The organism is Erwinia sp. TECH1 (assembly GCF_054057575.1).
Window position 1 is genome coordinate 4517135 of the sequence record NZ_JBSRZK010000001.1, and the last position, 20457, is coordinate 4537591.

Sequence of the window (20457 nt, forward strand, 5' to 3'; positions counted from 1 at the left end):
CCTTTCAGCAACCGCTGAAGCGGTCAGAACTTGTAACGTATCCCCATGTTGCCGGTATAGCCTTCCGTACCCGGCCCAAAGCTGTGGGCATATTTTACCTGAGCATACACGCTGAAGTGCGGATTCAGCTGGCTGCTGACACCGGCGCCCGCCTGCCAGTAGCCACGACGTACGTCCGGCCGCATTGTTTCGTTATTCATATCAACGCCCGGCGTGTGGCCCAGAAACTGCACCACGTCTGCCTGTAGGTAAGGCTTCAGCACGGGATTATCGTAATAGAACCGCAGACCTTCGCGCAGCCGGGCGACCATCAGGTTCTGATCCTTCAGCTTAACGCCGCTGGAATAGGTCTGGCTGATGTTCATGTACTGGCCCATCGCCTGTAGCTGGGGTTCCAGCCTGAACCGGTCGCCTAAAGTCAGCGGGATACCGGTTTCCACCGAGGCGACGACGCCGTAGCTGTCCATTTTGGCGCGGGTCAGGCTGGAGAACTCGTTGCTGTAGCGCGTGAGCTGCACAACGTTATCCAGATAAGCGCCGCTGTCGTTCCATGCCGTCAGATAGCCGCCGATGCCGTAAGCGTTGGTGGTCACTTTACCCACGTCAACGGACAGTTCCGACCTCAGGCTGCGCGCGGTGTCTTTGTTGTTACTGCGCTGATGGCCAAGCGTCATCATCGGGCCAGCCGTCAGATGCCAGCCGTCGGCAAACTGACGCGTGACGACATCGCCGCCCAGCTGGACGAAAGTGGTATTCACGTTGAAAGCAAAGCGTCCGGCTGCATACCTGTCGTGACGGCCTGAGACTCGCGCCCAGGCCGTGCCGCCCTGGTAAGCGCCGAGGCGTTCGTGCCAGGTACCGATGGTGTCAAATCCGTAGGTCGAATTCAGATAAGGCGCGATAAGGTAACCTGCTGTTTCCGGGCGGTAAGCAATAACTTCCGGCTCTGGCGCCGCCACGTCATTACCTGTTTCGTCGCTCTTATCCGTATCCGGCTCAACAACCTCATCCGTATCCGGCACATCAGGAATAATGGGATCCTCATCGATCTCTGCGGCGTCATCCGGTGGCGGAACGGGCGTCAGCGAAGATTGCAGGTACCAGTCCTTGTCACCGATTTTATTCAGGAAGTACTGATAATTACCGGCCACCACGGCGTTTTTCTGATCAAAGGTCGCGGCATCAGCATCGCCTTCCACGCGCACCAGCAGAATACCGCTGTGGGTCAGCGCGCCCGTGCCGCCTTTGTTGTTGACGCTGACATCATAGCTGCCCGAAGCGTTGCCGTTTACCAGCAGCCTGTCGCTGGGTGAATCGTCGCCGCCCAATTGGGTATTAAACGCAAACGAACCGGAGCCGGCCAGATCGCCTTTCACGGCGAGCGAGCTGAAGCCCGAAGCGTTATTGAACACCACCGAGGCGCCGTCCATCGTCAGCGTGTTCAGGTTGGAATCGGCCGTTACCAGCCAGCTGCTGGCGCTGTTGAGGATTAGCTGATTAACGTTTTGCGTCGCCCCGCTCAGCATGGAGCCGTCGTTCAGCTTCAGGTTAACGAGGCTGTCGTCGCTGACGATAACATCGCCCAGCAGCTGCGAGGCGCCGTTCGCCGTCACGTTCACCGTCGAAAGAAAAACCTCGCCTTTGTCATTAACGTTTGCGCCAGCGCTGAGCGCCGTACCGTTGCCGCCATAAACAAGGCTACCGTTGCTGAGCGTCAGATCCAGCGCGGAGCCTTTAACCAGCACGCCGCTTCCCGCTTCGCTACGCAGCGTTGTGTTATTCAGCGTGACTGCGCTGCTCAGGGTATCGGAATAGATGTTCGCGTACAGCCCGGCCGCCTGCGGTCCTTTTGATGCTGTAGCCGTTCCCGTATTGGCGATGGTGCTGTCGGTCATTTCTATATTGCCAAGGTTGGCAATTAAACCAAACGCGTTGTTCCCGGAAGCGGTAACGGCGACGTTAGCGGCGGTAACGGTTGCCGCACTTCCGGCATAGATGCCCCCGGTGCCTTCGCCGGTAGTGACAATTTCGCCGCCGGTAATAGTAACCACGCTGCTGGCGGTAGCGGCAACGCCATGCGCCTCTTTACCGCTGGTGGTAATGGCTGGATTGACCAGCGTTGCGGTGCTGTTTGTCATAGCCAGGATGCCATAAGCACTGTCGCCAGAAGTATTTATCTGCGTGTCGTGCAACGTTAATTTGCCGGAGCGAATAAGATAGGTGCCAACTGAAAACTCGCCGGCCGTAGTGATAGCGCTATTAGTCAGCGTCAATACGCCAGCGTCAGAGGCGACTGCGCCATACGCCTGGGTGTTACTTGTCGTTATGTTGCTGTTGTTAAGGTCTATTATGGCTCCCTGGGCAGTCCTCACGCCGTAGCCCTGTTCGCCAGAGGTATTAACCGTTATCCCGTCGCCCGTGACGTTTCCTGCAAAAGAATAGCTTACCGTGGCATAAAGACCGTAGCTCCCACTACCTGAGGTAAGTAGCGTAGCGTCAGTCAGATTAACTTTGCCACCCGCCATAATCCCATGGGAACTGCCGCCGTGGGTGAGGATATTAACGCCGGTGGCGTCCAGTATAGTGCTGCTGAGCGGCATATAAATGCCGTGGGAGTAGACCTTAGAGGTTTGAAACGTGCCGCCGTTAATGGTAGCGCTATCGCCCTGCCCGCTTATTTCAAGGGCGTTATGCGCATGATTGTTATCATTCACTGTTGTCGTGATATCAACGTTATTTAGGGTTGCATGACCGCCCAATGTACGGATGCCGACATAGGCCGCATTGATAGTGCTGTCGTTTAAGATCAACGTGCTGTTTGTACCGTTGCCGATCTCAATAGCCGAAAAGTATTCAGAAGCGGTATCGATAGTGATATTGGTGCCGGTAACATGGCCTCTGCGCGCAAAAATAGCCTGAATGGCTTTGTCACCGGTCAGCGTGAAATGGATATTATTTAGCGTGGCGTTGCCATACACGCCTTCATGTGCATAGACTTCAATGCCGGCAACAGGACTAGTAATAGTTAGTCCTTCAGCTTTCAGCACCCCGCCCGATACTTCGATAGCGCCGTCAATTGTGTTAGTCGTAAGCGTAGAATTAATAATAGTAACATCACTGTTTTTGGCCCGGATCCCGCGGCTTTGACTGCCCAGTGTAGCGATCGTGCTGTCGGTGATGGTCAGCGTGCCAGAATCAGCATAGACCGCCGTGGAGTTTTCTTCGCTGGTTGATAACGTCACGCCATTCAGATTCAGGCTGCCCTGTTCGGTTACCCTGGCCCCTCTCGTCCCGGCGTGCGAAGTAGTAAAAGTCAGGCCGCTGTTGGTAGTAAGCTGGCTGCCCGCACCCGATACCACCAGCGGGACATCGTTTTGTTCCACAGAGGAATAATCGGAAGTAACCTGTAGCGTGGATCCATCGGTGACAACCCACGGCGAAGCCGCCGCAGCGTAAAGTGGTAAAGACAGCATAATACCGGGGATAAAAGGCCTTAATATCATAGCCATAATGCTTCCTTTCGTTAATATCCATAATAACTATAAATACATCTACCGTATCTGAGGGAGGGCGCTGTCTGCCGGAGAGGGTTTATATAAAAAGGCTGACAGTAAAAATGGAAATATAGCAATGCTTCCTGCGCCATAATGCCAGCAGATCCGGTCATCCATGGGGTTATATTAGTTGATCCTATTAACAGCAAGAAGGCTTTTTTTTAAAAAAATATTTTATATAATCAGAAGTGTTACTCAATACTGCAACAGGAAACAATGGAAATTAACCTAAAAAGGCATGCTTGTTATGGAGTGAAAACTCCAGTAAGTATCTTAATGACGGACTTAATATAGCCGCGTGAGCGGCAACGTTATTTTATTTATGGTATCGCAGACCAGGTCTGTTTAAGGCATGCCTTTCCCGAAAAAATTACATTACCTGATAACACAGTGTTGTTATTTAAAAGACGACAGCAGGAAAGTAAAAAGGGAAATAACCAGTCCCGCTGTTTTACATTTTTTAAAATTTATCACCCTTTTTCCAGGCGGTAAGCGTGATATTAAGCCGAATAAAGGGGCTGCCAGCCGCGCGCCGCTATCCCTCTGGCCGACTATGTCCGTTAATCAGGCTGCGCTGCTTGTGGCAACAGCCGCCCGGCCTGAGTAACAGAGACTGGCCGGGAGGTCATTTACAACGCCTGCGCGCATGCCCAGGCGGAACTCCAGGCCCACTGGAAATTGTAGCCGCCAAGCCAGCCGGTAACATCCACCACTTCCCCAATAAAATAGAGGCCCGGCACGTCCCGCGCCTCCATCGTTTTTGACGAGAGCGCGTCGGTATCGACGCCGCCCAGCGTCACTTCGGCAGTGCGGTAACCTTCCGTACCGTTGGGCTGCACGCGCCAGCCGTGCAGCGTTTCTGCCAGCTCTGCCTGCTGTCGGCCGTTCAGCTGTTTCAGGGTACATTCCGGCACCATGCCCAATAGCTGCAGGCATTCCACCAGCCGGCGAGGCAGTACTTTAGCCAATGTATTTTTCAGGCTTTGATTCGGATGGATTTCGCGCTCTTCGCTGAGTAAAGCATTGAGATCGCTTTCCGGCGAGAGGTTGATGGTGACGAATTCGCCAGGCTGCCAGTAGCTGGAAAGCTGGAGCACCGCCGGGCCGGAAAGCCCGCGATGGGTAAACAGCAGCGCCTCTTTGAACACGGTGCCGTCTTCCGCCGTCATTACGGCAGGCACGGCGACGCCGGAAAGCGTTTGCAGCTGCTCAAGCAGCGGTTTGTGTAGCGTAAACGGAACCAGTCCCGCCCGCGTGGGAAATACCTTCAGGCCGAACTGTTCGGCAATTTTATAGCCGAAAGGCGAAGCGCCCAGGCCGGGCATGGAAAGCCCGCCGGAAGCGATAACCAGCCTGTCGGCCTGCACTACGCTGCCGTTCAGCTCCAGCGTATAGCCGTTGTCGCGCGTGACCTTCAGCACTTCGCTGCGCAGCCGCAGCGTCACCTGGCCGGTTTCACACTCTTTCAACAACAGATCCACGATTTGCTGAGCGGAGTCGTCACAAAAGAGCTGGCCCAGCGTTTTTTCATGCCACTGAATGCCGTGCCGATTAACCAGGTCGATAAAATCCCACTGCGTATAACGCGCCAGCGCAGATTTACAAAAATGGGGATTATGCGACAGATAGGCCGCAGGCTCGGTATAAAGGTTGGTGAAATTACAGCGGCCGCCGCCCGACATCAGGATTTTGCGTCCCGCTTTTTTGCCGTTATCCAGCACCAGCACGCGCTTGCCTCGCTGCCCTGCCTGGGCGGCGCAAAACAGGCCAGCCGCACCCGCACCGATAATGATAACGTCAAATTTTTCCACACTGCTCTCCGGCCTGCTGCTTAAAAAACGCTGATTGTAATGACAAGGCGCGCTTCCCGCCAGCGTCACAAAAGCGTCATGCGCGACCGCGTTTATAACTGAATGATTTTCATACGCTTCAGGGCCGCTATTTACTCCGCCTGACGCATTAATGTCAAAAAAAGTCTATATTTCACTTTCCCCAGGCGCGGTTTCTCGCTGATAATGCGCCGCGTTCATGTCCTCCAAAATGGCGTAACGCTTATGCTACATCTGTTTGCTGGTCTTGATTACCATACCGGCCTGTTACTCGTCCTTGCCCTGCTCTTTGTTTTGTTCTACGAAGCCATTAACGGCTTTCACGACACGGCAAACGCGGTGGCTACCGTTATCTATACCCGAGCAATGCGATCGCAACTGGCGGTGGTCATGGCCGGCGTATTTAACTTCTTTGGCGTACTGCTGGGCGGGCTAAGCGTTGCTTATGCCATCGTTCATCTGCTACCCACCGATCTGCTGCTTAACGTCGGGTCGGCTCACGGTCTGGCCATGGTCTTTTCCATGCTGCTGGCCGCTATCATCTGGAATCTCGGCACCTGGTATTTCGGCCTGCCTGCTTCCAGCTCCCATACCCTCATCGGGGCCATTATCGGCATTGGCCTGACCAACGCACTGCTGACCGGCACGTCGGTCGTTGATGCGCTGAACATCCCAAAAATGATCGGCATTTTCCTGTCGCTGGTTATCTCTCCGATTGTCGGCCTGGTGCTGGCTGGCGGCATGGTGTTTATTCTGCGCCGCTGCTGGAGCGGCAATAAAAAGCGCCGCCGTATTCATATGACGCCTGCGGAACGCGAAAAGATCGACGGCAAGAAAAAGCCGCCGTTCTGGACCCGTATCGCCCTGATCGTCTCGGCTATCGGCGTGAGTTACTCTCACGGCGCTAACGACGGTCAGAAAGGCATTGGCCTGATTATGCTGGTGCTGATTGGCGTGGCGCCTGCGGGCTTTGTCGTCAATATGAACGCCTCCGGCTATGACATCACGCGCACGCGCGATGCGGTCAATCATCTGGAGCAGTATTACCGGCAGCACGGCGATTCGCTGACGCAGATGGTGCAGATGGCGCCGCCTGCGCTGCCGACGCCGGAAGAGAATCCGGGTAGCCCGAAAGAGTTTCACTGCGATGTTTCGCGCGTGATGCCTGCTATCGAGCGCACCCAGAGCCTGCTGAATAACCTGCAAAGCTACGACGCGTTAAACGTCGAGCAGCGTGGCCAGCTGCGTCGCCTGCTGATGTGTATCTCGGATACCGCCGATAAAACGGCCAAGCTGAAAAGCGTTTCTGCTGAAGATCAGCGTTTCCTCGGCAAGCTGAAAGGCGACATGCTGAATACCGTGGAATACGCACCGGTCTGGATCATTATCGCCGTTGCCCTGGCGCTGTCGCTGGGCACCATGGTGGGCTGGCGCCGCGTCGCCACCACTATCGGCGAGAAGATCGGTAAGAAAGGCATGACCTACGCTCAGGGGATGTCCGCACAGATGACTGCGGCGGTTTCTATCGGTGTGGCCAGCTACACCGGGATGCCTGTTTCAACGACCCACGTGCTCTCCTCTTCCGTTGCCGGCACCATGCTGGTAGACGGCGGCGGCGTGCAGGGCCGCACGATTAAAAACATTCTGCTGGCCTGGGTCTTTACCCTGCCGGTATCCATCGTGCTGTCGGGTAGCCTTTACTGGCTGGCGCTGAAGCTGGTGCCGTAATCCAGCGAAAAGTAAGCTCAGGGCGGGGAAATTTCCCCGCCTTTTTTTATGCCTCAATGCCAGATAAGCAGGCCGATCAGGCTGATAAAAACCAGTCCGCACAGCGCGCTGGTCAGCAGAAACTGGCCGCGTACCCGTTCACAGCGGCGAATAAATTCTTCGTCGTGATGGTCGCGGTAGCGCTGCATCCAGATATAGCGTACCAGCCGCACCTGTTTGCCGGGCTGGCCGTGAGAGGTAAAAAAGCCCGCGCCGTCAACGTACTGATAAAGCAAAGGATCGCAGCCGCGAAGCACCACCAGCAGCGCGCGCAGGGAAGAAAAGTAACGCGCCATATTTACCAGACAAACCACGCAAAGAGCCCAAAAAAGTGCAATCGTGCTAATCATGCTCCCCTCCACGACGATACTCTGCCAGCCGCCGTCATGATGCTTAAACAGAGTGTAGCCAACCCCAGGACCGGGCTATGGTAACGGCAACGTTGCCGTCCAGCGTTTTTATTCTCTTCTTCAGTTTAGGAGATGGAAGGAAATTTTTTCCAGCATGCGCGAGTCTGGAGATAAAAAGAGGCGCAGATTCATTTTGATCCCGCTCGCAAAGGTGAGGCGCTGACCGGGATTTGTTAACATTTTTCGCTATACTGTAAAGATAAAAAACGCGTCGCGACAGGCGCGGGGAACCCTGCCACATCGCATTAATTCAATGTGTTATGATGCCAGACTGCCTGCATGTATGCAGCCGCACCGAATGGAAGGAGTAGCATTATGTCTTACAAACACATTCTGATTGCCGTGGATCTTTCACCAGAAAGTAAACTGCTGGTGGCAAAAGCGGTATCTATGGCCCGCCCTTACGACGCCAAAGTGTCGCTGATCCACGTTGACGTTAATTACTCCGATCTCTATACCGGCCTGATCGACGTAAACCTGGGCGATATGCAAAAAAGGATTTCCGAAGAAACCCACTCCGCGCTTTCCGATATTTCAAACAGCGCTGGCTACCCGATTTCCGAAACCCTTAGCGGCAGCGGCGATTTGGGTCAGGTACTGGTGGACGCCATCAAACGTTACGATGTGGATCTGGTGGTTTGCGGCCATCATCAGGATTTCTGGAGCAAGCTGATGTCCTCGGCCCGCCAGCTGATTAATACCGTGCATATCGATATGCTGATTGTGCCGCTGCGCGATGAAGAAGAGGATTAAGGTTTCTTTATCGTGCGATAAGCCGCTTCCGCTGGTTCAGGGGAAGCGGCTTTTTACTGCCTGCTACTGCCCGGTGTTCAGCGGCGGATAGATATCAAAACGGTGGCTTTTGGTGACCACGGCGGACTGCGTGGCGACGCCTGCCAGCGGCGGCGCATAGTCGGGCCGCTTGACCACCACGCGTTTTTTCGCCAGCCGTCGCGCCGGTTCCAGTAGCCCGTCGGCATCGTCATCCGCGCCTACCAGCGTCTGAAACACGCGCATCTCTTTCTTCACCAGCGCGCTTTTTTGCCGGTGCGGATACATGGGATCGAGATAAACCACGTCCGGCTTTTCGCCGATCGCTGCCAGCGCCTCCAGGCTGGAAGCGTGCACCAGCGTCAGGCGCTCCCGTAACCAGCCGCCGATTTCCGCGTTGCGGTAGCCGCGCTGCAGGCCGTCGTCCAGCAGTGCAGCGACCACGGGATGCCTTTCCAGCATCTGCACGCGGCAGCCCAGCGAGGCGAGGACAAAGGCGTCTCGTCCCAGTCCCGCCGTGGCGTCAGTCACCACCGGCAGATAGCTGCCCTTGACGCCGACCGCTTTCGCGACGGCTTCGCCGCGCCCGCCGCCAAAGCGACGCCGATGCGCCATCGCGCCGTCGACAAAGTCCACAAAAATGCCGCCCAGCTTCGGCTCATCGCGTTTGCGCAGCTCCAGACGGGCGTCGGTCATCACCAGCGCCATCGGCGCGTCTTCGTCGTGCTCTAACTGCCAGCGTGCGGCCAAAACAGATAAGGCGCCGTCTCCGGCGCCCGTTTCGTCAATCAGGCAGATCTTCACTCAGCAGGTTCCTGAATGCCGTAGTGCGCCAGCATCGCGTCCAGCTGCGGCTCGCGGCCACGGAAGCGTTTGAACAGCGCCATCGGCTCTTCGGAACCCCCGCGCGTCAGGATATTGTCCAGGAAAGACTGGCCCGTTTCGCGGTTGAAAATGCCCTCTTCTTCAAATCGCGAATAGGCATCCGCCGCCAGCACGTCCGCCCACAGATAGCTGTAGTAGCCCGCCGCGTAGCCGCCAGCGAAAATATGGCTGAAGGCGTGCGGGAAGCGGCCCCATGACGGGGCTGGCACCACGGCCACCAGCTTTTTAATCTCTTTCAGCATCTCCAGGATCTGCGCGCCCTTCGCCGGATCGAACTCGGCGTGCAGGCGGAAGTCGAACAGGCCGAACTCCAGCTGGCGCAGGATAAACAGCGCGGCCTGGTAGTTTTTCGCCGCCAGCATTTTGTCCAGCAGCGCCTGAGGCAGCGGCTCGCCGGTTTCATAGTGGCCGGAAATAAAGGCCAGCGCCTCCGGCTCCCAGCACCAGTTTTCCATAAACTGGCTTGGCAGCTCTACCGCATCCCACGGCACGCCGCTGATACCGGAAACCCCCGGGGTGTCGATACGGGTCAGCATGTGGTGCAGGCCGTGACCAAACTCGTGGAACAGCGTGGTGACTTCATCATGGGTAAAGAGCGCCGGCTTGCCGTTCAGCGGGCGGTTGAAGTTACAGGTCAGATAGGCGACCGGTTTTTGCAGGCTGCCGTCGGCACGACGCATCTGGCCGACGCAATCGTCCATCCACGCGCCGCCGCGTTTGTTTTCACGCGCGTAAAGATCCAGATAGAAGCTGCCGCGCAGCTCGCCGCTCTCGTCGAACAAATCGAAGAAGCGCACGTCAGGGTGGTAAACATCCACATTTTTACGCTCTTTAGCGGTAATGCCGTAGATACGCTTAACGACTTCGAACAGGCCGTTGACGGCGCGCTCTTCCGGGAAGTAAGGACGCAGCTGCTCGTCGCTGATGGCGTACAGGTGCTGCTTCTGTTTTTCACCGTAGTAGGTCAGATCCCATGGGTTCAGCTCGTCGATCCCGTGCTCTTTTTTCGCGAAGGCGCGCAGCTGCTCCAGCTCTTTTTCCGCCTGCGGACGGGCGCGCTTCGCCAGATCGGTCAGGAAGTCGGTGACCTGCGCCGGGTTCTCGGCCATTTTGGTCGCAAGGGATTTTTCGGCATAGGAAGAGAAGCCCAGCAGCTGCGCCAGCTCATGACGCAGCGCCAGCGTTTCCGCCATCACTTCGCTGTTATCCCACTTCCCGGCGTTCGGCCCCTGATCGGAGGCGCGGGTGGAGTAGGCGCGATACATCTCTTCGCGCAGCGCCTGGTTGTCGCAGTAGGTCATCACCGGCAGATAGCTTGGAATATCCAGCGTCAGCAACCAGCCTTCCTGCTCTTTGGCTTCCGCCTGCGCTTTGGCCGCGGCCAGCGCGCTTTCCGGCATTCCGGCCAGCTCGCTTTCGTCGGTAATCAGCTTGCTCCAGCCCATTGTGGCGTCGAGCACGTTGTTGCTGTAGGTCGAACCAAGCTCGGACAGGCGAGCGGCGATTTCACCGTAGCGCTTCTGCTTCTCTTTCGACAGGCCGATGCCGGACAGCTCGAAATCGCGCAGCGCGTTATCTACCGCTTTTTTCTGCGGTGCGCTCAGCGCGTCAAAGCTGTTTTCTTTCAGGTTGCGGTAAGCCTGGTACAGGCCTTCGTGCTGACCCACCCAGGTGCTGTATTCCGACAGCAGCGGCAGCGTTTGCTCATAGGCCTGACGCAGCTCCGGGCTGTTTTTGACCGAGTTCAGATGGCTGACCGGCGAGAATAGGCGGCTCAGGCGATCGTCGGCTTCAGACAGCGGCTGCACCAGGTTATCCCAGGTATAAGGCGCGCCCTGGGCGACAGCCTTTTCCACCGCCGCACGGCACTCTTCCAGCGCGGTCGTTACGGCTGGCACCACGTGTTCTGGCTTAATAGCGGAAAAAGGCGGAAGCGTAAAAGAAGTCAGCAACGGATTGGTCATAGCGCAGTCCTTGTTATCGATGTATGGGGCGCGTTGCCGCGCGCGATTAAGCTAACATGAGGTTAAGTGTAGCGAAAATCAATGGGGCACCGGCGGGCTTAAAAAAGGCAATTGCCTGCAAAGCGCAGCGGGAGCATACTTTTTCCGCAATTTATTCTGTTGACTCACAGGGAGCGTCTTTATGTGGTACTGCCTTGCCGCATCGTTGTTCTTTCTGCCTTTTTACCGCCGCGTTTCGCTGGGCCTGCTGGCTGTCTCGCTGATCGTGGGCGTCAGCAATCATACCGTGCAGCTACCGGCGCTCGGCGCGCTGGCGGCAATGGGCGCCGTCGCCTTTTTTTGTTACAGGCAGCAGGCGCGAAACGCTTTGGGCGCGGTCGGAGAAGCCTTGCTGTTGCTGAGTGCGGTTGCGCTGATGCTGCATCTTGTGCCGGGCTTTAATAATTTGCGCATCGTTTCCGGCGTGCAGGTTGGGCCAGAGAGCGCGCCTTTTACCTTCTATTACAACTTTGACAAGGCGCTGATCCCCTTTGTGCTGCTGGGCTGCCTGCCAACGCTGCTGAAACGTCCGGCCGCGCCGCCCGCTAACCGGCTGTGGTGGCTGGTTTTGCTGCTCTCTATGCCCACGCTGCTGCTGATCGCCACGCTGGCTGGCGGCCTGCGAGTGGAGCTGCATCAGCCGGCCTGGCTCGGCGCTTTTATGCTGGCTAACCTGTTTTTTGTTTCGCTGGCCGAAGAAGCGCTGTTTCGCGGCTACGTGCAGCAGCGCCTGAGCCAGCGGCTCGGCAACGTGTGGGCGCTGCTGATTACGGCCGTGCTGTTCGGCCTGGTACATTACCCAGGCGGGCCGATGCTGGTCTTTTTTGCCGCGCTGACCGGCGTGATTTACGGCCTGGCCTGGCTGTGGAGCGGACGCGTCTGGGTTTCCACGCTGGTGCATTTTGCTTTTAATCTGTTGCAGCTGCTGTTTTTTACCTATCCCTTCTGGCTGCATCAGCCCGGATAGCGCATTTTTTCCGCCAGACGGTTATACTGGGCAGGAATCGTGCCGCTCGTGCGGCACACTTGCTTTTTTCCCACCGGACAAATCCCACGACATGCTGAGTTATCGCCACAGTTTTCACGCCGGCAACCACGCCGACGTTCTCAAACATACCGTTCAGAGCCTGATCATTAACGCGCTTAACGAGAAGGATAAACCCTACCTCTATCTCGATACTCACGCGGGCGCCGGACGCTATCAGCTGGGCAGCGAACATGCCGAACGGACCGGAGAGTATCTGGAAGGGATTGCCCGTATCTGGCAGCAGGACGACGTGCCGGAAGAGCTGGAAAGCTACCTTTCCTGTGTGAAAGCGCTTAATCCTAACGGCAGGCTGCGTTTTTATCCCGGCTCGCCATTGATTGCGCGCCATCTGCTGCGCCCTTACGACAAGCTGAACCTGACCGAGCTGCATCCCAGCGACTATCCGCTGCTGCGCAATGAGTTTCAGAAAGACGAGCGCGCGCGGACGGAAAAAGCGGACGGCTACCAGCAGCTGAAATCCAAACTGCCGCCGCCGTCGCGTCGCGGTCTGGTGCTGATCGATCCGCCTTACGAAATCAAAACGGATTACCAGGCGGTAGTGAAAAGCATTCAGGAAGGCCACAAGCGCTTCGGCACCGGCGTGTTCGCCCTGTGGTATCCGGTGGTACTGCGCCAGCAGATCAAACGTATGTTTGCCGAGCTGGAAGCGACGGGCATTCGCCGCATTCTGCAAATCGAACTGGCGGTACTGCCGGACAGCGATCGCCGTGGCATGACCGCATCGGGCATGATCGTGATTAACCCGCCGTGGAAGCTGGAGCAGCAGATGAAAAACGTGCTGCCGTGGCTGCATAAGCAGCTGGTGCCAACGGGCACCGGTCATACCAAAGTCAGCTGGATCGTACCGGAATAAGCCCGGCCTGCCGGTCGGGCGCTGCCCGACCGCGTTAGCTATAGCGGAAACAGCGCAAAATCGTGCGCCATGTCGGTAGCCGGAAAAATTGCCCGACACTCCGCCAGCAGTCGTTCCGCATCCTCACGCAGATAGCGCGAGCTGAGATGGGTAATAATCAGCTTTTTCGCCCGCGCGTCCTTTGCCATGGTGGCCGCCTGCACCGTTGACGAATGGCCGCGACCGTTGGCTTTCTCCTCCATGGCGGCTTCCAGCGTCGCTTCATGCACCACGACGTCAGCCTCAGCCGCCAGCGCGCTTGCCGCCGCCGTGGGCGCCGTGTCGCCGAAAATCGCCAGCGTCCGCCCTTTGATCGCCGGGCCAAGATAGCGGCTGCCGTCCACTACGCGCCCATCCTCCATCGTGACCGTTTTGCCCAGCTTGAGCTGTTGGAACAGCCGTCCGGGCTTGATGCCGTCCGCCAGCAGCCGTTCCGCGTCCAGCGTGCCGGGCCTGTCATGTTCTTCGATGCGAAAGCCGTAGCACTCCACCGGATGCGTCAGCGGAAAGGCCGTGACGCGGAAATGCTCGTCGCTGAAAAGCTCTCCGGCGCCGATTTCCACAATCTCCAGCGGAAAAGTCAGCCACGAGCCGCTCAGGCTGAGGGACATCTCCACAAAGGTTTTGATGCCTGGCGGCCCGTAGAGCGTGATCCCCTCGCTGATGCCGTTCATCGAGCGGCTGGTCAGCAGACCAGGCAGGCCGAAAATATGATCGCCGTGCAGGTGAGTGATAAAAATCTTTTCCAGTTTGCCGGGCTTGACCGCGCTGCGCAGGATCTGATGCTGCGTTCCTTCGCCGCAGTCAAACAGCCAGCTGCCGCTGCGTACGCCCTGTAAATTTAAAGCGATGCTGGTAACGTTGCGCTGGCGGCTTGGCGTCCCCGCGCCGGTACCTAAAAAAAGCAGTTCCATTCCGTCTCTCTTTGCCGGTTTTTAAATCCAAAATAGCGATTTACGTCACGCTTTATGCCGTTTATCCGCGCTTCTGACGCGCCCGCCCTATCACAATCATAGACGCAAACTTTGCGGCATTTGGCCGTCAGGCGTTACACTAGTGCCAATTAATTCGACCCTTATGGAACTCTTTCGATGACCAGACATTATGACTACCTTGCTATCGGCGGCGGCAGCGGCGGCATCGCTTCCATTAATCGTGCGGCCATGTATGGACAAAAATGCGCGCTGATCGAGGCGAAAGACCTTGGCGGCACCTGCGTGAACGTCGGCTGCGTGCCGAAAAAAGTGATGTGGCACGCCGCGCAGATCGCCGAAGCGATTCATCAGTATGGCCCTGACTACGGCTTTAATACCACCGTCAACAGCTTTGACTGGGCGACGCTGGTTAAGAACCGTAGCGCCTATATCGACCGTATTCATACCTCGTACGATAACGTGCTGGGCAAAAATAACGTAGACGTCATCAAAGGGTTCGCTCGTTTTGTCGACGCCCATACGGTGGAAGTGAACGGTGAGAAGATCACGGCGGATCATATTCTGATCGCGACCGGCGGCCGTCCAGTCCATCCGTCTATTCCGGGTGCGGAATACGGTATCGATTCTGACGGTTTCTTTGACCTGGACGCGCTGCCAAAACGCACTGCCGTGGTCGGCGCTGGCTATATCGCCGTTGAAATCGCAGGCGTGGTTAACGCGTTAGGCTCTGAAACTCACCTGTTCGTGCGTAAACACGCGCCGCTGCGTACCTTCGATCCGCTGATTGTGGATACGCTGGTGGAAGTGATGAACGCGGAAGGCCCGACGCTGCATACCGAATCGATTCCGAAAGCGGTGATTAAAAACGCTGACGGCAGCCTGACGCTGCAGCTGGAAAACGGCAAAGAGCAGACCGTAGACTGTCTGGTCTGGGCCATCGGTCGTGAACCCGCTACCGACAACCTGAATCTGGGCGTGACCGGCGTTGAGCTGAACGAGAAAGGCTATATCAACGTTGATAAGTATCAGAACACCAACGTGAAAGGCATCTACGCCGTGGGCGACAACACCGGTGCCGTCGAGCTGACGCCGGTAGCCGTAGCCGCCGGTCGTCGTCTTTCCGAACGCCTGTTTAACAACAAGCCGGACGAGCATCTGGATTACAGCAACGTGCCGACCGTGGTCTTCAGCCATCCGCCTATCGGCACCGTGGGCCTGAGCGAGCCGCAGGCGCGCGAGCAGTATGGCGATGACGAAGTGAAGGTCTATAAATCCGCCTTTACCGCTATGTATACCGCCGTAACGCAGCACCGCCAGCCGTGCCGCATGAAGCTGGTTTGCGTGGGCAAAGATGAGAAGATCGTCGGCATCCACGGCATTGGCTACGGCATGGATGAAATGCTGCAGGGCTTCGCGGTGGCGCTGAAAATGGGCGCGACCAAGAAAGACTTCGACAATACCGTGGCTATCCACCCGACCGGCTCGGAAGAGTTTGTCACCATGCGCTAACGGCGCATCCCATAAAAAAAGGCCGGCCTTCGCTGGCCTTTTTTATTGCCCGTTTGCCAGCGCCTTTAACGAGCAGCTGTTGATAAAACGCGGCAGGGTGTCCGCAGGCAAATAGCGCAGCTGCCCGTTTTCCGCCTTTAACAACGCCTGAAAAGACATGGCCGGAAACCCGTTAAAAACCATTGTCAGCGCCATCACCGGGCCGCCAGCAAGCTGCCGTTCCGAAACAATCGGCTGGCTCATCCGCCAGCGACGGGCCAGATCGGATTTAACGACGTTAAGCTGCCAGGCAGGGTTTTGCGCCTCCAGCGTCGGGTTATAGCGCCCATAGCGGATGCGATAAGCACGCTGCCTTAGCGAGCTGGCCTCCGGGGACTGAAGCTGCTTATCCAGGCTAATTTCGCAGCGCAGCTGGTAGCTGTTGGCAAAACGGTTTTTTCCGTCGGCTTCGGTAAGCAGCGATGTCATCACGAAATCGATCGCCAGCGTATCGGTTATAACCGCTGTCGGACGGGTATTCTCATTCTGCCAGCGATCCGGCGCGACGCGGGTCAGGATCATCAGCGGCGCCTCCTGCGTGCTCAGGCGGGCCATAATCGGCGGCAGGCTGATGTAGCCGTTAGGCACGGGTACGGGCACGCTGAGCGCCTGCGGTACCGGATCCGGCCTGGCGCCGTTTAGCGGCAGCCGCCAGATTTTGACCAGCGGCGGATGGTTTGCCGGTTTTCCGCTCTCTACCCGCCGCAGATCGGCTGCCGACCACGCCAGCGCCAGCAGCGCCGTGCCCTGCGCTTTACCCAACCGAACCGACGATAGCGGCTCATCCGTCTCTGCGGCATTTAAAAAGAAGCGCTGGATCTCTCCCGTGTGGCCGTTGCCCAGCCTCTGCCGCGCTACCGCCACGCGCGTGGCGTAATCTTCCCCGCTGTCATCGCGAATAAACTGCCTGCCGTCTGCCGAAACCCCTACGCCGCGAGCAAAAACCAGCGCATGAGTGATATGGCCGACGTCGTCCCGTTCAAACAGCATATCGTGTGACAGGAAGCGATACTGATTGTGGACGGAGGTTGACGGGCCGTTCAGCGCGTAATCGGTCATGGGCTTTCTGACATCGCCCGGCATAAACGCGTTCTGCTCGATTTTTACCGTGGTTTTGTTGCTGCTCAGTACGCCGCGATGGGTCAACGAAACCAGCACCGGCTGGTTATCAATAACGGCCAGCTTATTGATTGAGGCGTCGGCATCCTGCGAACAGGCATCCTGAACACAGCCGGGAAAGCTCAGCGCATGGCTCGACTTCTGCGGCGTTTCCTGCCGGGCGATGGCAAACGGGATCAGGTGAACGCTGGTATCGCTATAGGAGTTACGAGCCAGGGAAACCAGCGGCGGCAGCGCGGCATCTTCACCTGAGGGCCTGTCCGTTACTATCGGCGGCGTGACCACCAGCACGCCGGGAAAAGGCAGCGCGCTGACGCGGCTGCTTTCCGGCGGCGTCGCCAGCACGCGCATTTTCACGGTGTTGCGCCGAAAGTAGAAGGTGCGAACGCCAAAATCCCGCCCCGGATCGCTGACGGTTTCCTGGGGTACGGCGCGTCCTACAATGTAATCGTCGGCCCTGGCCGGCTGCGGATCGTACTCAAACCAGGTCGAGCTTCTTCTGCTGTGAAAAGAGCCTGCTCCGCCCAGCGTTACGCCCAGCAGCACTTCTTTCGCCTCGTGTTCGCAAGCCGCGTACGCCGACAGCGGATCCTGAGAGTTTCCCTGCCGGTTGATCTGTCGGCATAAACGATAGGCGGACTGCTGGAGCTGGCTGTCGCAGTCCGCCTGGGTATAACCGTAGGTCGCATAGCCATGGCGGTAACAGAGGTCGTGCATCACGCAGGCCTGACGGAAGCGCAGAGAAATAGCCGACCCGTCTTCCGCAGGACTGAAAGCAATTTTTTCCATCAGTTTCGGGATGGAGCAGTTCAGCCCCGTGCCCTGGCCGCCCAGAATCGCTTCCGTAGCCAGCGAAGCGCGGTAGGTGGTAAAGGTGGAAGGCGCTTCCGTCTCTTCCGGCTGCGCCAGATCCGGAAAAACTTTTTCAGCGGCCATGCCGCTAAATAAACGGCAGACGATAAGCGTCAGGGCCAATAATATGAAGCATCCTGCCAGTAAAGTTAGCCAGCGATGGGAACGAATAAATGCTTTTAGCCTGGCCATAGTGGACGCCCCTTGTTAAGTCTGCCGCTGCGTTGGTAGTAAGGCGATTAGGGCCTTTTTCTGAGGATATTGAAGGGAGTATAGGCACGCTTATATTTACGCAGGGAACGACCTGCAGGGGAAAAGGTAATTTCAAAATAAAAAACGAATGTGGCGGCCGCGTACGCGATCAATCACCAGCGGCGAAGGGAAATAAAAGCCAGCCGGGGCTGGCTTTATCCGTGCTTAAAACGAAAGCGTAACGCCCGCGTACCAGGCGCGGCCAGGCTCGTTATAGGTCGAAGCCCCTTCGTTTTCACGATAAATACGCTTGTCGAACAGGTTGTTGATGCCCGCTTTCAGCTGTACATCCTTTATTACGGCATAGTTCACGCCAACGCCCACGATAGAGTAAGGCGCAACTTCTTTATCGGAAAGTGAACCATTTTCGGTATTACTTTCAGCGTATTGACGAGGTTTTTGCTTGCCGTAGAACGTCCAGTTCAGGTTGGTAGAAAGCTTGCTGGTCACCTTATAATCCAGCATTGTATTAATGGTGTATTCAGGAATAATCGACAGCGGATTGCCGGTGTCTTTATTTTCCGAAGTGATCATATAGGTCGCATTGGTACGCCATTCCAGCATTTCTTCGATCAAAGGAATAGTCAGGTTACCTTCCAGTCCTTCCACCAGCGCCTTGCCGCCGTTTTCCCAGCGCAGAACATGATAACCATCCGAAGCTATGCCAATAAAATCCGTGCCGGAGACGATTTTATTTTTGTAGTCATTACGGAAATAGGTAATCCCTGCCGCATAGCCCGCGTTAGCAAACTCCAGACCAACCTCTTTATTGATGCTGATTTCCGGATCCAGATCGTCGTTGCCCATCAAATAACATTTGCTGTCGATCCCGATCGGGCAGCCGTTGCCCCGCGTTTTTAGCAAATAGCCTTCGCTGGACTGATAGAGGTTAGGCGCTTTAAATACGCGCGCGATACCGGCTTTCAGCTTGAAGTGTTCACCTAATGCCTGAGAAGCATTGAGGCTGGGGCTGTAGTTAGCGCCAAACTTGCTGTGATAGTCAACGCGTAAACCGGGGATCAGGTTGGTGCCGACGACCGGCTCAATGTTATCTTCCAGATAAAACGCGCTCATCTCCGCGCTGTTTTTAGCGCTGCGGTTGTCCGTGATGCCACTGCCCGATACGCCGCTGGCATTGGTAGCGCGCATCGAAGCGGGGTCGTTCAGCACTTCGCGGTTCCACTCTGCTCCCAGCGTCAGCGTTTGCTCCAGCCATTTTTCCAGCGGGATAGTTGCTTCGCCGCTGGTGCGGTAATTTTGCAGACGGCTGGTGTCATAAGTCTCGCTGTCGATCATTCCCTCTACGCGACCTGTCGTGCCTTCATGCAGACGGGTATTGTTGGTTTTCTCGTAGTAGAAACCGACTTTTGACTGCCCCCAGTCCCAGACGCCATTGTGCGTAACGCCATAGGTCTGACGATACATGCGGTTGGTTTCCTGGCCGTACAGCGTCGGCACCAGATCGCTGATATTGCCGTTGCTGTGCTGCGTATCGCCCGCATAGATATTGCCCTGGCGGCTGTAGCCCACATCGAAATCGACAATTTGCGTCGGCGTCATTTTCCAGGAGAGCTGCGCGTTAATATCTTTGTTGCGTACCCCTTCCCGACCCGCCGCGTGGCTACCGTTTTCTGCGGTATTGATATCGTAAGCATCGGCGTCGGTTTTATTGATATTGCCATACAGCCGCGCGGTCAGCGCTTCGCCCGCCAGCGGGCCGCTCAGGCTGAAGTTGGCGCGTCTGGTGGCGCCTTCCTTGTCGTTTTCCGGCTGGCTGGTAAACAGCGACAGTGAACCGTGCCAGTCGTTGGTGGGGCGTTTGGTGATGATATTGATCACGCCGCCCGCCGCGCCGGAGCCGTAGCGCGCCGCCGCTGGCCCGCGCAGTACTTCTATACGCTCGACCATCTCTGCCGGCACCCAGTTGCTGTCGCCGCGCGTATCGCGTTCCCCACGCCAGCTGTAGCGCACAGAATTGCGCGACCTCGTCGGTATGCCGTCAATCAGGATCAGCGTGTTTTCCGGCCCCATGCCGCGAATATCGATTTGTCGATTGTTACCGCGGCTGCCTGTGGCGCTGTTGCCGGTCAGGTTTACGCCGGGCATCTTGCGGATAATGTCGGAAAGATCGTTAACGGGCGGCTCTTTGGCAATATCTTCCGCAGTAATGACAGAAACGCCCGGCTGCTGTTTTAGCTGCTCTTCAGCAGAGCGGGTCACCACCATTTCCGCCTCGTCATCTTTGACTGCTTCTGTTTCAGCCGTCCAGGCCGGGCCGCTTGCAAAGCAGGCGATAACCATCGCCAACGGCTTGATTTTAAAACTCTTTGTGTCAACCATTAATCATATCCCTGATTATTCATCATGATTTAGTAAATGCGCATGATAACGATAACTATTCTCTTTTGAATAATAAAGGATGAACTTCACAATTTACTTTTCCTTGCAAAGCAGCGGGTAAAACAGGTTTTGATGGCAGGGGCGTCACTGCCAGCAGCAGTAGTCAGACTACGCGTTATCTAAGCCAGGCGGATCTCCATCATTATTTCATCGCTTGTTAAATATTTTGCTTTCTCTTTCTGGCGTAATTGA

Annotated in this window: 13 protein-coding genes; 5 read left to right on the plus strand and 8 right to left on the minus strand. The window is 56.6% G+C overall.

Annotated elements, in window-relative coordinates; genetic code table 11:
* Nucleotides 1-23: 23 nt before the first annotated feature.
* Both ACVWZ0_RS21230 and ACVWZ0_RS21235 read right to left on the minus strand, forming a co-directional pair.
* Entirely contained in the window at nucleotides 24-3509 is a 3486-nt protein-coding gene (locus ACVWZ0_RS21230; RefSeq protein WP_253457357.1) for an autotransporter outer membrane beta-barrel domain-containing protein, read from the minus strand.
* Nucleotides 3510-4183: 674 nt separating this feature from the next.
* Nucleotides 4184-5365, minus strand: a complete 1182-nt coding sequence (locus tag ACVWZ0_RS21235; RefSeq protein ID WP_253457354.1) for a BaiN/RdsA family NAD(P)/FAD-dependent oxidoreductase — start codon at nucleotides 5363-5365, stop codon at nucleotides 4184-4186.
* 243 nt (nucleotides 5366-5608) lie between these two features.
* Between ACVWZ0_RS21235 and pitA the strand changes: the two genes are divergently transcribed.
* Nucleotides 5609-7111: an inorganic phosphate transporter PitA gene (pitA, locus tag ACVWZ0_RS21240; protein ID WP_253457351.1), complete on the plus strand. Its 1503-nt coding sequence runs from the start codon at nucleotides 5609-5611 to the stop codon at nucleotides 7109-7111.
* Between the two features lie 53 nt (nucleotides 7112-7164).
* On the opposite strand, the gene uspB is transcribed toward pitA, so the two are convergent.
* Nucleotides 7165-7500, minus strand: a complete 336-nt coding sequence (uspB, locus tag ACVWZ0_RS21245) for a universal stress protein UspB (protein ID WP_125289981.1) — start codon at nucleotides 7498-7500, stop codon at nucleotides 7165-7167.
* A 375-nt stretch (nucleotides 7501-7875) separates the two neighbouring features.
* Between uspB and uspA the strand changes: the two genes are divergently transcribed.
* Nucleotides 7876-8313 carry a universal stress protein UspA gene (uspA, locus tag ACVWZ0_RS21250; RefSeq protein WP_125289982.1) on the plus strand — a complete coding sequence of 146 codons (438 nt, stop codon included), beginning with the start codon at nucleotides 7876-7878 and terminating at the stop codon, nucleotides 8311-8313.
* 63 nt (nucleotides 8314-8376) lie between these two features.
* Here the strand turns inward: uspA and rsmJ are convergent, their stop codons facing one another.
* Together rsmJ and prlC are read right to left on the minus strand one after the other, a co-directional pair.
* Nucleotides 8377-9135, minus strand: a complete 759-nt coding sequence (rsmJ, locus tag ACVWZ0_RS21255; protein ID WP_253457348.1) for a 16S rRNA (guanine(1516)-N(2))-methyltransferase RsmJ — start codon at nucleotides 9133-9135, stop codon at nucleotides 8377-8379.
* A complete protein-coding gene (gene prlC / locus ACVWZ0_RS21260; RefSeq protein ID WP_253457346.1) occupies nucleotides 9132-11180 on the minus strand; it encodes an oligopeptidase A in 2049 nt (682 codons plus the stop codon). The genes rsmJ and prlC overlap by 4 nt, the downstream gene beginning before the upstream one ends.
* A gap of 181 nt (nucleotides 11181-11361) precedes the next feature.
* Here prlC and ACVWZ0_RS21265 point away from each other — a divergent pair, with 181 nt between their 5' ends.
* Nucleotides 11362-12186 carry a CPBP family intramembrane glutamic endopeptidase gene (locus ACVWZ0_RS21265; RefSeq protein WP_253457343.1) on the plus strand — a complete coding sequence of 275 codons (825 nt, stop codon included), beginning with the start codon at nucleotides 11362-11364 and terminating at the stop codon, nucleotides 12184-12186.
* Between the two features lie 91 nt (nucleotides 12187-12277).
* Complete coding sequence (locus ACVWZ0_RS21270) at nucleotides 12278-13120, plus strand: 23S rRNA (adenine(2030)-N(6))-methyltransferase RlmJ (RefSeq protein ID WP_253457340.1); 843 nt, start codon at nucleotides 12278-12280, stop codon at nucleotides 13118-13120.
* A gap of 38 nt (nucleotides 13121-13158) precedes the next feature.
* Here the strand turns inward: ACVWZ0_RS21270 and rnz are convergent, their stop codons facing one another.
* Entirely contained in the window at nucleotides 13159-14073 is a 915-nt protein-coding gene (gene rnz, locus ACVWZ0_RS21275) for a ribonuclease Z (RefSeq protein ID WP_253457337.1), read from the minus strand.
* Nucleotides 14074-14250: 177 nt separating this feature from the next.
* Between rnz and gorA the strand changes: the two genes are divergently transcribed.
* Nucleotides 14251-15603, plus strand: coding sequence for a glutathione-disulfide reductase (gene gorA / locus ACVWZ0_RS21280; RefSeq protein WP_253457335.1), 1353 nt, complete (start codon nucleotides 14251-14253; stop codon nucleotides 15601-15603).
* 42 nt (nucleotides 15604-15645) lie between these two features.
* Here gorA and ACVWZ0_RS21285 read toward each other — a convergent pair whose 3' ends face one another.
* Nucleotides 15646-17736 (minus strand): hypothetical protein, encoded by a 2091-nt coding sequence (locus tag ACVWZ0_RS21285; RefSeq protein WP_253457331.1) that lies wholly within the window; start codon nucleotides 17734-17736, stop codon nucleotides 15646-15648.
* A gap of 294 nt (nucleotides 17737-18030) precedes the next feature.
* Nucleotides 18031-20205 (minus strand): TonB-dependent siderophore receptor, encoded by a 2175-nt coding sequence (locus ACVWZ0_RS21290; RefSeq protein WP_301289648.1) that lies wholly within the window; start codon nucleotides 20203-20205, stop codon nucleotides 18031-18033.
* Nucleotides 20206-20457 lie beyond the last annotated feature (252 nt).